The organism is Microbacterium sp. HSID17254, assembly GCF_003989315.1.
Classification (GTDB): domain Bacteria; phylum Actinomycetota; class Actinomycetes; order Actinomycetales; family Microbacteriaceae; genus Microbacterium.
The window spans coordinates 23,336-36,896 of sequence record NZ_RBLT01000034.1; the positions used below are offsets into that span (position 1 = coordinate 23,336).

Annotated in this window: 14 protein-coding genes; 6 read left to right on the forward strand and 8 right to left on the reverse strand. The window is 70.3% G+C overall.

Annotated features, from left to right (window positions below; genetic code table 11):
- Window positions 1-18: 18 nt before the first annotated feature.
- Together D8M34_RS14695 and D8M34_RS14700 are read right to left on the reverse strand one after the other, a co-directional pair.
- A complete protein-coding gene (locus D8M34_RS14695) occupies window positions 19-621 on the reverse strand; it encodes a response regulator transcription factor (RefSeq protein WP_126894360.1) in 603 nt (200 codons plus the stop codon).
- The gene (locus tag D8M34_RS14700) at window positions 618-1,811 is read right to left on the reverse strand and encodes a sensor histidine kinase (protein ID WP_238695673.1); all 1,194 of its coding nucleotides are present in this window, start codon (window positions 1,809-1,811) and stop codon (window positions 618-620) included. The genes D8M34_RS14695 and D8M34_RS14700 overlap by 4 nt, the downstream gene beginning before the upstream one ends.
- A gap of 157 nt (window positions 1,812-1,968) precedes the next feature.
- Here D8M34_RS14700 and D8M34_RS14705 point away from each other — a divergent pair, with 157 nt between their 5' ends.
- Complete coding sequence (locus tag D8M34_RS14705) at window positions 1,969-2,511, forward strand: small multidrug efflux protein (protein ID WP_126894362.1); 543 nt, start codon at window positions 1,969-1,971, stop codon at window positions 2,509-2,511.
- A gap of 38 nt (window positions 2,512-2,549) precedes the next feature.
- The gene (locus D8M34_RS14710; protein WP_126894363.1) at window positions 2,550-3,452 is read left to right on the forward strand and encodes an arginase family protein; all 903 of its coding nucleotides are present in this window, start codon (window positions 2,550-2,552) and stop codon (window positions 3,450-3,452) included.
- A gap of 24 nt (window positions 3,453-3,476) precedes the next feature.
- On the opposite strand, the gene D8M34_RS14715 is transcribed toward D8M34_RS14710, so the two are convergent.
- Both D8M34_RS14715 and D8M34_RS14720 read right to left on the reverse strand, forming a co-directional pair.
- Window positions 3,477-4,769, reverse strand: coding sequence for a hemolysin family protein (locus D8M34_RS14715; RefSeq protein ID WP_029989632.1), 1,293 nt, complete (start codon window positions 4,767-4,769; stop codon window positions 3,477-3,479).
- Window positions 4,770-4,863: 94 nt separating this feature from the next.
- A complete protein-coding gene (locus tag D8M34_RS14720) occupies window positions 4,864-5,883 on the reverse strand; it encodes a TerC family protein (protein WP_126894364.1) in 1,020 nt (339 codons plus the stop codon).
- Between the two features lie 354 nt (window positions 5,884-6,237).
- On the opposite strand from D8M34_RS14720, the gene aspS reads away from it, so the two are divergent.
- Window positions 6,238-7,539, forward strand: a complete 1,302-nt coding sequence (gene aspS, locus D8M34_RS14725) for an aspartate--tRNA(Asn) ligase (protein ID WP_126894365.1) — start codon at window positions 6,238-6,240, stop codon at window positions 7,537-7,539.
- A 59-nt stretch (window positions 7,540-7,598) separates the two neighbouring features.
- Here the strand turns inward: aspS and D8M34_RS14730 are convergent, their stop codons facing one another.
- The 3 genes from D8M34_RS14730 to D8M34_RS14740 form a co-directional block, all read right to left on the reverse strand.
- Window positions 7,599-8,246: a GntR family transcriptional regulator gene (locus D8M34_RS14730; protein ID WP_062635627.1), complete on the reverse strand. Its 648-nt coding sequence runs from the start codon at window positions 8,244-8,246 to the stop codon at window positions 7,599-7,601.
- A gap of 120 nt (window positions 8,247-8,366) precedes the next feature.
- Window positions 8,367-9,389: an NADP-dependent oxidoreductase gene (locus tag D8M34_RS14735; RefSeq protein WP_126894366.1), complete on the reverse strand. Its 1,023-nt coding sequence runs from the start codon at window positions 9,387-9,389 to the stop codon at window positions 8,367-8,369.
- A gap of 38 nt (window positions 9,390-9,427) precedes the next feature.
- Entirely contained in the window at window positions 9,428-9,817 is a 390-nt protein-coding gene (locus tag D8M34_RS14740) for a DUF1304 domain-containing protein (RefSeq protein WP_025104514.1), read from the reverse strand.
- Window positions 9,818-9,915: 98 nt separating this feature from the next.
- On the opposite strand from D8M34_RS14740, the gene D8M34_RS14745 reads away from it, so the two are divergent.
- A complete protein-coding gene (locus D8M34_RS14745; protein ID WP_126894367.1) occupies window positions 9,916-10,509 on the forward strand; it encodes a TetR/AcrR family transcriptional regulator in 594 nt (197 codons plus the stop codon).
- A 60-nt stretch (window positions 10,510-10,569) separates the two neighbouring features.
- Here D8M34_RS14745 and D8M34_RS14750 read toward each other — a convergent pair whose 3' ends face one another.
- Window positions 10,570-11,616, reverse strand: coding sequence for an NAD(P)-dependent alcohol dehydrogenase (locus D8M34_RS14750; RefSeq protein ID WP_025104516.1), 1,047 nt, complete (start codon window positions 11,614-11,616; stop codon window positions 10,570-10,572).
- Window positions 11,617-11,877: 261 nt separating this feature from the next.
- Here D8M34_RS14750 and D8M34_RS14755 point away from each other — a divergent pair, with 261 nt between their 5' ends.
- Window positions 11,878-12,306, forward strand: a complete 429-nt coding sequence (locus D8M34_RS14755; RefSeq protein WP_025104537.1) for a MarR family winged helix-turn-helix transcriptional regulator — start codon at window positions 11,878-11,880, stop codon at window positions 12,304-12,306.
- A gap of 172 nt (window positions 12,307-12,478) precedes the next feature.
- The coding region (locus D8M34_RS14760; RefSeq protein ID WP_148113061.1) for a flotillin family protein at window positions 12,479-13,561 on the forward strand (1,083 nt) is incomplete at its 3' end.

Genomic DNA, 13,561 nt, shown 5'->3' on the forward strand with positions numbered 1-13,561 from the left:
ACGGACGCGTGACGACGGTCAGATCCAGCCGCGCTCCTCGGCGACGAGCACGGCCTGCTGACGGGTGCCCACCGAGAGCTTCCCGAGGATGACGGAGATGTGGTTGCGCACCGTCCCCGGCGCCAGCGCCAGCGCCCGCGCGATCTGTCCCGTGGTCTCCCCTCGGCGCCCGGCGCGGAGCACATCCAGCTCGCGGTCCGTGAGCGGCGAGCGCTCGTCGCTCAGCGCATCCGCGGCGATCTCCGGATCGACGTACCGGGCGCCGGCCGCGACGCGGCGGATGATCGCGGCGAGCTCGTCCGCACCTCGCGACTTGGGCACGAACCCGGAGACGCCGGAGGCGAGCGCCCGCCGGAGCACCCCGGGGCGGGCGTGCCGGGTGACGACGATGCAGCGGGTGGCGATCGTGCGGTTGAGCCTCTCGGCGACCTGCACGCCGTCGAGTCCCGGCATCTCCAGATCGAGCAGGCACACGTCGGGTTCGAGCCGGACGGCGGCGGCGACGGCCTCCTCGCCGTCCGCGCACTCCACGACGACGTCGATGTCGGCCTCGAGGCGCAGCAGGGCGGCGAGCGCGGAGCGGATCATGCCCTCGTCGTCGGCGAGCAGCACCCGGATCATCGGACGATCTCCGCCCGCGCGGGCACGGTGACCGTCACGACGAACTCGTCGGCGTCCCGCCGCTGCTCGAACGTGCCGCCCGCCTCGCCGATCCGTCGGCGGACGCCCTCGAGCCCGGAGCCGCCCGCCCCGTCCTCGGCCGCGGGGTCGGCGTCGTTGGCGACCTCGTACCGCCAGGCGTCCGCCGTCCGGTCGAGGATCAGGCGCGCGTGACCGCCGCGTCCGTGCCGCAGGACGTTCGTGGTCGTCTCCCGGATCACGGGGCCGAGGTCGGCCGCGGGTGCCGCGTCCGCATCCGGGTGGATCCGCGCCTCCACCGTGAGCCCGGCGGCCGTGAGCAGATCCCGGGCGTTCGCCAGCTCGTCACCGAGGGGCACCGAGCGGAACCGCGTGGCGAGGTCTCTGGTGCCCTGCCGCGCGTCGTCGACGCTCGCCCTCGCGGCGCGGAGCTGCTCCATCCCCGCCTGCGGATCGGTGGGCAGCAGGCGCTCCGCCAGTTCGAGCTGCAGGGCGATCACCTGGAGATGATGCCCCTGGAGGTCGTGCACGTCGGTCGCGACGCGCAGGCGCTCCTGCGTCGCCGCCAGTCGCGCCTCCGAGGTGCGTGCCCGATCGAGGGCCACGAGCACGTCCCACCACCACAGCGAGCTCACGGTCATCCCGGGCAGCATGACTCCGTAGAGCACCGGCACCCACACCGGGACCTCGGAGCCGAGGGGGGTGGTCGAGTCGAGCAGCGCGAGAGCGACGAGCACGACCGTCGCCGCCACGGCCACACGCACCCGGATCCCGCGGGGCCAGCTCACCAGCACGAAGACCTGCACCACCGGCATCGCGGCGAGCTGCCAACTGCCGACCAGAGCCCCCGCCGCGCCGCCGTAGATCAGGGCGACGACGGCCGGCACGGCCAAGCGCACCCAGCCCACCCCGGGGCCGGCGTCGACGCGATGACGGTAGTCGACCAGCAGCAGGACGGTCGACGCCGCCCAGAGCACCCCGCCGACGCCCACGACGAGCAGCGCGACTCCCGAGCGATCCAGTGCCACGGCGATGCCCAGCCAGGCGGCCACCAGCATGAGCTCGATGAAGACCACCCCGCCGACCGTGTACCACCAGGTGGCGGTGATGCCCCGCGCGAGCTGGCGGGCACCGGGACCGGGATCGGAGAAAGCGGGGGAAGGACTGCTCACGCTCCCCACGATAGAGGCGTGACACATGTCACGGGATCCGGGTGCGAACCGCACGGAGAGCGATGACGCGGCGGCACTGCCGCCTCGCGCCGCCATCGACTGGACTGGGGTCATCGCGACGGAGAGACCGTCTGCACCGACACCCGGAGCTTCCCCCATGAACCTCATCGAGACCTTCCAGAACCTCGTCGCCCAGGTCCCCGACCTCGTCCAGCCCCTCATCGTCGCCCTCGCCGGAGCGGTGCCGTTCGTCGAAGGCGAGGGTGCCGCGAGCATCGGCATCCTCGGCGGCATCCCGCCCGTGATCGCGGCCACCGCCGCGATGGTCGGCAACTTCCTCTGCGTCGCGATCCTGGTGCTCGCCAGCGCGGGCGCCCGCCGAGCCATCGTGGACCGCTCGCGGGCGAAGCAGCCGGTGACGGTGGGCGGCGGGACGAGCCTGGAGGCCGACGGCGTCCCGGCGGAGACCGGACGCGGCTCCGCCCGCCGCGAGAAGTTCCAGCGCGCGTTCGAGCGCTACGGCGTGCCCGGGGTGAGCCTGCTGGGACCGCTGCTGCTGCCGACGCACTTCACCGCCACCATGCTCGCCGCGTCCGGCATCGGCAAGGGGCGCATCCTCGTGTGGCAGGCCGTCGCGATCATCGGCTGGACGACCGTCATCGCGGTGATCGTGGGGAGCGCCGTCTACGCCATCCGCTGAGCGGAGGCGATGTCGGACGCCCGCGGCAGGATGAGCGCATGATCACTCTGCTGTCGGCCCCCAGCAACCTCGGCCTGCGCCCACCGGAGCCCGGCAGCGTGCCCGGCTCCGCGAAGGCGCCGGAGGCGTTCCGGGAGGCGGGGCTGTTCCGGCGCTTCACCGATCAGGGCGCGAGCGACGGCGGCATCGTGCTCGCCGGACGCTACGTGGACGACGACGCCACGCGGCCCGCCGGCCGGGTGCGGAACGAGGCCGCCTTCGTCGACCACTCCCTCCGCCTGGCTTCGCGCATCGGCGAGGTCCTCGACGAGGGCCGCGCCCCGCTCGTGATCGGGGGCGACTGCGGCATCCTCGTCGGCGCCGGGATCGCCGTGAAGCGCCGTGGAGGCGCGGGCCTCGTGCACATCGACGGGCACACCGACTTCCGCCACCCGGGCAACAGCGACGAGTGCGCGAGCGTGGCCGGCGAAGCGCTGGCGGCCGCGGTCGGCGAGCACTGGCCGGCGATCGCCGACATCGGCGGACTCGCGCCGTACTTCTCCGCCACCCGCACGGCCCACATCGGGCACCGCGACGACGACGAGGAGCAGGAGGAGGTCCGCGGCCTCCTCGCGCGCGTCACGCCGGCGGCCGACGTCCTGGCACGAGAAGCCGACGCGGTCGCCGCTGAGACCGCCGCGTCCGCCGGCGGGCGCTACTGGTTGCAGCTCGACGTCGACGTGCTCGACCCGTCGGTGATGCCCGCCGTCGACAGCCCGGATCCGGGCGGCCTCGATGCCGCGGAGCTCACCGCACTTTTGCGCGCCCTCGCCCCGCAGGCGATCGGGGCGAGCATCACCGTGTTCGACCCGGACCTCGATCCGGACGGCCGCTACGCCCAGCTCCTGACCGAGGTCCTCGGCGACGGACTGCGCGAGCTGGGCAGCGGAGCGCGCGACTGACGCGCCCCGCCACCCGGTCGAGCATCAGTCTTCGGTGCCCCGCTCGGCACCCGGATCGGTGTGCATCGAGACGCGCACCCGCGCGATGCGCCGCCGATCGACCTCGGCCACCTGGATGGTCGCGCCCGGCACCTCGACGGTGTCGCCGACCACGGCGAGCCGGCCGAGCTGCTCGGTGACGAATCCTGCGATCGTGTCGGAAGACCCCCGGGGCATCGCGAGCCCCGTCGCCTCCTCGAAGTCCTGCAGGTTGAGGCGCCCGTCCAAGCCGTCGTCGGCGGAGATGAAGACCTCGGCGTCGTACTCGTCGAAGATCTCGCCGACGACCTCCTCCACGAGGTCCTCCAGCGTGACGAGACCATCGGTGCCGCCGTACTCGTCCACGACGACCGCGATGTGGTGCCCCTCCGCCCGCATGCGCGTCAGGGTGGGCAGCACCCGCGCGGTGGACGGGATGTAGGGGATGTCGCGGACGAGCCCCTGCAGCGGACGCTCCGGATCGTCGGCCGCAGCCTCGAAGAGGTCGCGCACGTGCACGAAGCCGGTGATGTCGTCGATCGACGTCTGGGACACGGGGTACCGGGAGAAGGGCAGCTCGCGGACCTGCTCCATCGCCGCCCCCACGGTCGCCGCTTCGTCGAGCGCCACGACCTCGGGACGCGGGCGCATGACCTCGCTCACCTGACGTCCGCGCAGGGAGAGCACGTCGTCGAGGATGCGGCGCTCGTCGTCGGGCAGGCCCTGGTGGGTCGCCACGATGTCGCGCACCTCCTCGTCGGTGAGCTCGTCGCTCGTCTTGTGCGGGTCGCCGCCGAGCACGCGGACGAGGGCGTTCGTCGAGACCGACAGCAGCCAGATCACCGGGCGCATGACGGTCGCGAAGCCGTTCAGCGCCGGCGCCACGGCGTACGCGAACTGCGCGTTGCGCTGGATCGCGAGCCGCTTCGGCACGAGCTCGCCGAGCACGAGCGACAGGTACGCGATGATCAGCGTCAGCACGATCGTGGCGAGCGTCATCGCAAGCGGAGGCGCGACACCCCAGCCCTCCAGCAGCGGCGCGACGGACGGCGCGATCGAGGTCGCGCCGTAGGCGGCGGACGCGAAGCCCGCCACGGTCACGCCGATCTGCACCGCCGAGAGGAAGGTGTTGGGGTTGCGGGCCAGGGCGGCGACCTTCGCTCCGCGACGGCCGCGAGCGGCGATCGCGTTGAGCTGGCTCTCACGCAGCGTGACCAGGGCCATCTCCGTCGCAGCGAAGACACCGCCGATCAGCACGAAGAGCAGGACGAGGGCGATGTTCCAGAGCAGATCGCCCATCAGCGGGCGACCTCCTCGGTGGCGGGGTGAGCACCCGGGATGAACCGGGTGCTCGTACTGTCAGAGTCCGAAGAGTCAGAACAGCGCTGCGCGCTCAAGAGTGCTCCTTGTCGATGGTGGGGGTGGAATCGGTCGAGGAAGAGACGGCGTTGCGGTGCCGGCGCGTCTTCATCAGGCTCGCGACGGTGGCGACCGCGATGGTCGCGGCGATGAACAGCAGCGAGAACCAGATCGGGATCTCGGGCGCCCACAGCATCGGCTCGCCGCCGTTGATGAACGGCACCTCGTTGACGTGCAGGGCATGCAGCACGAGCTTCACGCCGATGAACGCGAGGATGACGGCGAGGCCCTGAGCCAGGTACACCAGGCGCTCCAGCAGCCCGCCGATGAGGAAGTACAGCTGCCGAAGACCCATCAGGGCGAACGCGTTCGCGGTGAAGACGATGTACGCCTGGTCGGTGAGGCCGTAGATGGCGGGGATCGAGTCGACGGCGAAGACGAGGTCGATGAAGCCGATCGCGATGATCGTCAGCAGCATCGGCGTGACGTAGCGCTTGCCCTTCTGGACGACCGTGAGCTTGTCGCCGTTGTACTCCTCGCTGACGGGGAGGTGGCGACGGACGAACGTCATGAAGCGGCCGTTCGCGGGGTTGCTCTCGTGGCTGCTGAAGGCCTGGCGGTACGCGAGGAAGAGCAGCAGCGCGCCGAAGACGTAGAAGATCCAGGAGAAGTTCTCGATGAGGGTCGCACCGACGGCGATGAAGATGCCGCGGAGGATCAGCGCGATCACGATGCCGATCATCAGCACCTTCTGCTGATAGATCTTCGGCACCGCGAAGCCCGTCATCACGATGAGGAACACGAAGAGGTTGTCGATCGACAGCGCCTTCTCGGTGAGGTAGCCGGCGAAGTACTCGCCGCCGTAGGTCCAGCCGGACACCAGACCGATGCCCACGCCGAAGAGCAGCGCGAGGCTGATGTAGAAGATCGACCAGCGTGCGGATTCGCCGATGCTCGGCTCGTGCGGCTTGCGGACGTGCGCGAAGAACTCGTACACGAAGAACGCGATGGTGACCGCGATCGTGATGGCCCAGATCAAAGGGGTGATTTCCAACGGGTACTCCAGACTCGGGCGTGACGGAACAGCGCCAAAGTCTTCCCCATCCCGAGCGGGACCGGTGGGCCGGGATGCAGACGCATCCGTAATGACGACCCGACCGTGTCGGAGTACTCCCCTTGGATAATCCAGGGTACGAGACGGTGCCCGAGCGATTCTGTGGATCTGCCGAGAACGCCCCTAGACTGGACGCGGCGACCGCCGGGGCGTGACGACCCCCGGCCTCCGGGCAGGCGGTCCCCGCGCGTCCGGCGTACCGACGAGAGGCCGGCTTCTCACCGGCGAAGGTGTGGTGGCACCGCGATCTGGCCCCCGCCCACACCTCCAGGGCTCCCACAACCTGGAGGAGAAATGAGAACACCCGACCCCGCCCGCACTCTCGCCGCGGAGCTCGCCGAGGCCGTCCCCGGCCGCCGTGTCACCCTGCTCGGTCACGTCCATCGCCGGAGGGAACTCGCCACCGTCGCCTTCCTGATCATCCGCGACCGTTCGGGCCTCGCACAGGTCGTGGTCCGTTCCGCCGAGCATCCAGCGGATGGCCTCCCTCCGGAGGAGACAGTGGTCCGCGTGACGGGGACCGTCGCCGCGAACCCGCAGGCCCCCGGCGGCGTCGAGATCGTCGACCCGCAGATCGAGAGCCTGTCGGAGCCGGCCGCACCGCCGGTCGTGGAGCTGTGGCGCCCGACGCTCGAGACGAGCCTGCCGACTCTGCTCGACCACGCGGCGGTGACCTGGCGTCATCCCGCACGCCGCGCGACCTGGCAGATCGCCGCGGAGAGCGTGCGCGCGTTCCGCCGGGTGCTCGACGCCGCGGACTTCACCGAGGTGCAGACCCCGAAGATCGTCGACACCGTGACCGAGTCGGGGGCGAACGTGTTCCCCGTCGACTACTTCGGCAGGACCGGGTACCTCGCGCAGAGCCCGCAGTTCTACAAGCAGCAGCTCGTCGGCGTGTTCGAACGCGTCTACGAGGTGGGGCCGGTGTTCCGAGCCGAGCCCCACGACACCGTGCGGCATCTGTCCGAGTACGTGTCGCTGGACGTCGAGCTCGGGTTCATCCGCGACCACCGCGACGTCCTGCGCCTCCTCGGCGACGTGCTGCGCGGCATGCTCGACGGCATCCGCGCCGACGCCGCGGAAGAGCTCGCGCTGCTCGACGTGACGCTCCCCGTCATCCCCGAGGACATCCCCGTCGTGCACTTCCGCGACGCGCTGCGCCGGGTCGGTGCTCCGGCCGACGAGCCCGACCTCTCCCCGGCGCACGAGCGCGCGCTCGGGGCATGGGCGAAGGAGGCGTTCGGCAGCGACGTGCTGGCCGTCGAGGGCTACCCGATGCGCAAGCGCCCGTTCTACACGCATCCGCAGGCCGACGACGCGGAGGGGAGCAACAGCTTCGACCTCCTGTTCCGCGGTCTGGAGCTCGTGACCGGTGGACAGCGTCTGCATCGGCACAGCGAGGTCGTCGCTGCGATCGAGGCTCGTGGAGAATCGCCCTCGGCGTACGCCGGCTACCTGGAGTCGTTCGCGCACGGGATGCCTCCGCACGGCGGCTTCGCCATCGGACTGGAGCGTTGGGTGGGCCGCCTGGTCGAGGCGGCCAACGTCCGCGAGGTGACGCTGTTCCCGCGCGACGTCCATCGCCTCACGCCGTAGCCCTGGGACGCGACGAGGGCGACCGCGGTGTGCGGTCGCCCTCGTTCGTCAGCGCAGGATCACTCCGAGATCTCGGCCAGTCCCGACTGCTCTGCCCGATCGATGATCGCCGGGAGCGTCTCGTCGAAGAAGGTCACCAGCACGGCACGGGTTTTGACCGCGTCGCGCTCCGACGTCGCCTCGCGGATCGCACCGACGAACTCCTCGACGGCGGACCAGTCCACGGCGTCCTTCGCGTGCTGGGTGAACCGGCGGATCTGCGGGCCGAGGCGCTCGATGGAGTTGGCGCGCGTGGCGTTGCCCTCGATCCGGGCGAAACCCGTCGCCGCGCTGCGGAGCGCCGCACCGAACGCGATGATGTCCCGCTCCTGCACCGACGCCGCCATGTCGTCGGCCAGCTCCACGAGGTAGGCCACATCGTCGTCCTGGATCACCGGCATGACGTGGCGGACCGAGCCGATCCAGATGTCGCCGAACAGGTCGACGGCGTTGCGCACCCGTTCCAGATCGATCGGAGCCACGCGGGTGTAGCGATTGCGCTGCATCTCGACGAGGCCGTTGTCGGCCAGGCGGTCGAGGGCATGACGGATCGGCGTCTTCGAGGTGCCGAGGCGTTCGGCGAGCTCGTAGTCGCGCAGGCGCTCGCCGGGCTGGAGCTCGCCGCTGATGATGGCATCCTGCAGGCGCACGAAAGCCTCGTCGCTCATCGACCGGCGTTCGAGGGGGCCGCCAGAGAGTGTCACACTGCCTCCAGTGGGGGTCATGGAGAGTGAAGTTCTACGTCTCAAGCAATATATCTCAAATGCGCGGGCGGCCCGCCCCGGACGTCAGGCGGAGGGCGTGACCCGCACGAGCATCTTCCCCGTGTTGGCTCCGCGCATCATGTCGAGGAACGCATCGACCGTGTTCTCGATGCCGTCGACGATGGTCTCGTCGTAGGCGATCCGTCCTTCCGCGAACCAGCGGGTCATCTTCTCGCTGAACTCCGGCGACAGGTGCAGGTACGCGGCCAGCGTGAAGCCCTGGAGACGGAGCCCGCGCGTGATGATGTTCGCCATGTTGTCGGGCCCGGGCACGCGCTCGGTGGTGTTGTAGCTCGTGATGGCGCCGCACAGCGCGATCCGGCCACCGTCGTTCATCACGTCGAGCGCGGCTTCGAGGTGGTCGCCGCCGACGTTGTCGAAGAACACGTCCACGCCCTCGGGCGCGAGGGCGGCGAGCTGCTCGCGCACCGGGCCGTCCTTGTAGTTGAACGCCGCGTCGTAGCCGTACTTCTCGGTCAGCAGGGCGACCTTCTCGGGTGAGCCCGCCGAGCCGATCACGCGGCCCGCGCCGAGGAGCTTGGCGATCTGACCGACAGCCGTGCCGACGGCACCGGCGGCGCCGGAGACGAAGACGGTGTCGCCCGGGGCGAGTCCGGCGATCGCGGTGAGGCCGACGTACGCGGTGAGGCCGGTCATGCCGAGGATGTGCAGGCGCAGCGACAGCGGCATGCCGGGCACCTCGGGCACGGCCCGGAAGGTCGACGCGTCCGCCTGCACGACATCGCTCCAGCCGTGCTGGTGCAGCACGACGGTGCCGACGGGGAGGTCGTCCGCCGCAGAGGCGACGACCCGGCCGATGGCGCCACCCGCGATGACCTCGTCGAGGGCGTAGGGGGCGACATAGCTGCGGACGTCGTTCATCCGCCCGCGCATGTAGGGGTCGACGGAGACGAACTCGTTCGCCACGCGCACCTCCCCCGGCGCCGGATCGCTCAGCTCGACCTCGACGGTGCGGAAGTCGTCGTGGGTCGGCCACCCCTCGGGGCGGCGGGCGAGCTGGATCTGGGTGCTGATGGCGTGGGACATTACTCTCCTTCGTGAGGATCTGGGGGCTGCGGCCGGACTCAGACGAGGAGGCCGATGGCCAGCGCGATGACGCCGAGCGCCGGGATGACGCCCTGCTTCAGGGCGGCGGACGCCTTGTCAGGGCTCGACAGCAGCAGCACGAGGCTCGCGGCGACCATCGATCCGGCGCCGGTGAAGACGAGGGTCGCGCCGACGGCCGTCGCTCCCGTGGCGAAGAGGACGATGCCGAGGAGGACGGCGATCGCGAGGAACAGGTTGTAGAAGCCCTGGTTGAAGGCGAGCTCCTTCTGTCGCGCGGCCTCCTCCGCCGTGCCAGTGCCGAACGTGCGGCGAGCGCGCGCGCTGGTCCAGGCGAACGACTCGAGCCAGAAGATGTAGACGTGCACGAGCGCGGCGATGCCTGCGAGCACGAGTCCGGCGATGACCATGGCAGTCCCCCTTCGACGCGGCGAGGCCGCGCATTCTGTATCGGTCGTTCCAATATATACTGGATCGAGCGATTCACAAAAGGGCAGGAGCAGGGCGGATGGGGCGCACACAGACCTTCGACACCGCGGAAGCGGTCCGCGCGGCACGCGGCGTGTTCTGGGAGCGCGGCTTCGAGAGCGCGCCGCTGCCCGAGCTCGAGCGCGCGACCGGTCTCAGCCGCTCGAGCATCTATCACGCCTTCGGTTCCAAACGAGGACTCTTCGACGCCGCCGTCGAGAGCTACCTGGACGAGGTCATCCGCCCGCGCCTCGCCCCGTTGACGGGAGAGACCGTGACGCCGGAGGCCCTGGAGACCTATCTCGGCGGACTGCGCGCGGCCCTGCTGACGACCGGCAGCCTCCCGGCGACGAGCGGCTGCCTGCTGGTGAACACCGCCGCCGCCCCCATCGGCACCGACGACGCGGTCGCCCGGGTCGTGGCGTCCTATCGCGCGGAGCTCCGAGGGGCGTTCGCCCGCGGCGTCCGGGCCGCCCTCCCCGACCGTGCGCCCACGGAGATCGAGACGCTGGCCGACGCCTGTACGGGGCTCGTGGTATCCGCCTTCGCCCTCGTGCGCGCGGCCCCCGACGCGGCGGCGAGCGCGATCGATGCGGCGCTCGCCCTCCTCGCCGACCGGCGACGCCGCGGCTGAGGCCGCACCGAGACGACGAACGCCCGGGAGGCGATTCCTCCCGGGCGTTCGAGGCCGACGTCAGGGGACGATGACGGCGCGTCCGCGGATGCTGTTCGACGCGAGGTCTTCGTACGCCTTCGGGCCGTCGTCGAGCGTGTAGCTCTCGGTCTGGACGTGGATCTTGCCGGCGCGGGCGAGGTCCAGCACCTCGATCAGCTCGGCGCGCGAACCCCAGTAGGGGATGCGCACGGCCGCGTCATAGGCGATCGAGCCGAAACCGAGGGTCATGCTGCCTCCGCCGATGCCCACGATCGTGATGTCGGCCTCGAGCGCGGCCACGCTCTGCGCCAGGGCGATCGTCGGGTTCGCGCCGACGAAGTCGAACACGGCGTTCGCGCCGAGACCGCCGGTGAGCTCGCGGATCTTCTCGGCCGCCGACGCGTCGCTGATCAACACGTGATCCGCGCCGACCTCGGTGGCGAGCTTCAGCTTCTCGTCGTTCACGTCCAGCGCGATGACCGTGGCACCCGAGATGGCCTTGAGGATCTGGATGCCGACGTGGCCGAGCCCTCCGGTGCCGATCACGACCGCGACGGTGCCGGCGCCGAGCTTCGGAAGCGAGTTCTTGATCGCGTGGTACGGGGTGAGGCCCGCGTCGGTCAGCGAGACGTTCTGCACGGGGTCGAGGTCCCCGAGCGGCACGAGGTGGCGCGCGTCGTCGACGATCATGTACTCGGCCATCGACCCCTGGCTGCCCAGGCCAGGAGGACGGATGCCCTCCGCGGCGGCGTTCGTGCAGTAGTTCTCCTTGCCCATCGAGCAGTTGTGGCAGCGGCCACAGCCCCAGGGCCCGTAGACGGCCACCGCATCCCCGACCTTCAGGGTCGAGTCGACGCCCTCGCCGATCTCGTGCACGACGCCGGCGCCTTCATGCCCGAGCGTCAACGGCAGCGGGTAGCCCTGCTCGTGGTAGTCCTTCTCGGAGAGTCCCATGACGTAGTCGTCGGAGTGGCAGACACCACCCGCGGTGATCTTGAGCAGGACCTGTCCGGGGCCGGGCTTCGGAATCGGGATGTCGACCACCACCGGGGGCTTGCCGATCTCGACGTAGCGGAGAGCTTTCATGAGCATCTTCTTCCTGGCGTTCGAGAGGTCTGCCGCGCGGTGCGGAGGCGGGGGCTCTCGAAACCGTCCCTTCCAGTATCCGCCCGAATCATCGTGATCAAACCGTTGCATTCGTTACCTCGCCGTTATACAGTGATCACACGGTGAATGTTTGCTGTGGCATCCACCGCATGTGATTGCAGGACACTCTTGGTGCAAGGGACAAGGGCCGGTCGGGAGCCTCTCCGACCGGCCCTTTACTGCGCCCGGTACTCTGTGAGGATGACCGATCGGAAGCTCGCGCTGGAGGCCTGGGAAAGCCTCTTCCGCGCGCAGCACGAACTGTTCACCGAGATGGCGGCGGACTTCGACACCGGCGATATCACCCAGGCCGAGTACGACGTACTGCTCACGGTGACGCGCTCGCCGGAGATGACAGCGCGGCTGCGCGACATCACCGCCAACATGCTCATCAGCCAGCCGAGCGTCTCCCGCCTCGTCGACCGGATGGTGACCCGGGGGCTGGTCGCGAAATGCGCCGACCCGGACGACGGCCGCGGCGCCCTGATCCGCGCGACGGACGAGGGTGCCCGGGCGTTCCGTGCGCTCGCCACGGTGCACGGCCGGTCGATCGCCGACCGGATGTCACGCCTCGACGACGAGGAGCTGCGTCTGCTCCGCGACCTCGCGGAGAAGCTCCGCACCCGCTGACCGCTCCCCTTCTCCACAGGCGCCGCGGTCGGGGGCGTCTCCACCGACGACGGCATCATGACGGCCGCGACGGTGGCGGGCGTCGCTTTTCTGGCAGGGTGGGTTGCGCACGCCCACATCGACCGTGGGCATATCGGACCGCCCCCTCGGGGGGGAACCAGGGAGGTCATCCATGGAGATCGCCGGAATCGTCGGCATCCTCATCGTCATCGGGATCGCGGTTGTCGCCGCGATCGTCGTCCTGCTGATCCTGCTGCTGTTCGCACGCAGCTGGATCAAGGTGGCTCGCGCCGACGAAGCGCTCGTCATCTCCGGACGCAAGCAGAAGGTGCAGCGTGCCGTGATCGGCGCCGACGGCACCAGCAGTTCCGAGATGTCGGAGTCGCCCGTCACGGTCATCGTGAACGGCAAGTCGCTCGTCAACCCGATCACCCAGCGCCACGAGATCATCTCCCTCCGGTCGCGGCAGGTGTCGCTCAACGCCGAGGCGCAGTCGCTCGACAACGTGACGCTCAACGTCGACGGCGTCGCGATCGTGAAGATCGGCTCCGACCCGCTGCTTGTGCGCCGGGCCGCCGAGCGCTTCGCCTCTCAGGACAAGGCCATCGAGCAGTTCACCACCGAGCAGCTCGAGGGCGCCCTGCGCGGCATCGTCGCGACGCTCTCCGTCGTGGAGCTCATGCGGGAGCGCAAGAAGTTCTCCGACCAGATCGCCGCCGACGTCTCCCAGGAGCTCGCCGAGCAGGGCCTCATCCTCGACTCCTTCCAGATCAAGGGCATCACCGACAAGGTCGGCTACATCCAGTCCCTCGGTGCCCCGGAGATCCAGGCGAAGCGCCAGGCCGCGGAGATCTCGCAGACCAACGCCGACCGCGCGATCAACCAGAAGAACATCGCGAACCAGGAGGCGAACCTCGTCGAGCAGACCGCGCTCGACACGAACACGGCCAACGCCAACGCCGGAATCGGCCGCGCACGCGCCGAGGCGGAGCAGGCCGAGCAGCTCGCCCGCGCCCAGGCCGAGCAGGCCGTGCTCCAGCAGCAGGCCGAGAACAAGCAGGCGCAGCTCGACGCCGACGTCAAGCGCGTCGCGGACGCGCAGCGGTACGAGGCGGAGACCCGCGCGCAGGCCGAGCTCTACACGCGTGAGCGCGCGGCCGAGGCGGCGGCGATCGAGCAGGTCAAGCAGGCCGAGGCGCGCACCCGCATCGCCGAGCAGCAGGCGCAGGCCGACAAGGCGCGCGCCGACGGTGAG

What these genes read in the sequence shown, in the direction of transcription:
- aspS (WP_126894365.1), top strand. Translation starts at nt 6,238, where the DNA reads ATGAGAACACCCGACCCCGCCCGCACTCTCGCCGCGGAGCTCGCCGAG.
- D8M34_RS14735 (WP_126894366.1), bottom strand. Translation starts at nt 9,389, where the DNA reads ATGTCCCACGCCATCAGCACCCAGATCCAGCTCGCCCGCCGCCCCGAG.
- D8M34_RS14750 (WP_025104516.1), bottom strand. Translation starts at nt 11,616, where the DNA reads ATGAAAGCTCTCCGCTACGTCGAGATCGGCAAGCCCCCGGTGGTGGTC.
- D8M34_RS14695 (WP_126894360.1), bottom strand. Translation starts at nt 621, where the DNA reads ATGATCCGGGTGCTGCTCGCCGACGACGAGGGCATGATCCGCTCCGCG.
- D8M34_RS14705 (WP_126894362.1), top strand. Translation starts at nt 1,969, where the DNA reads ATGAACCTCATCGAGACCTTCCAGAACCTCGTCGCCCAGGTCCCCGAC.
- D8M34_RS14715 (WP_029989632.1), bottom strand. Translation starts at nt 4,769, where the DNA reads ATGGGCGATCTGCTCTGGAACATCGCCCTCGTCCTGCTCTTCGTGCTG.
- D8M34_RS14730 (WP_062635627.1), bottom strand. Translation starts at nt 8,246, where the DNA reads ATGAGCGACGAGGCTTTCGTGCGCCTGCAGGATGCCATCATCAGCGGC.
- D8M34_RS14745 (WP_126894367.1), top strand. Translation starts at nt 9,916, where the DNA reads ATGGGGCGCACACAGACCTTCGACACCGCGGAAGCGGTCCGCGCGGCA.
- D8M34_RS14710 (WP_126894363.1), top strand. Translation starts at nt 2,550, where the DNA reads ATGATCACTCTGCTGTCGGCCCCCAGCAACCTCGGCCTGCGCCCACCG.
- D8M34_RS14755 (WP_025104537.1), top strand. Translation starts at nt 11,878, where the DNA reads ATGACCGATCGGAAGCTCGCGCTGGAGGCCTGGGAAAGCCTCTTCCGC.
- D8M34_RS14740 (WP_025104514.1), bottom strand. Translation starts at nt 9,817, where the DNA reads ATGGTCATCGCCGGACTCGTGCTCGCAGGCATCGCCGCGCTCGTGCAC.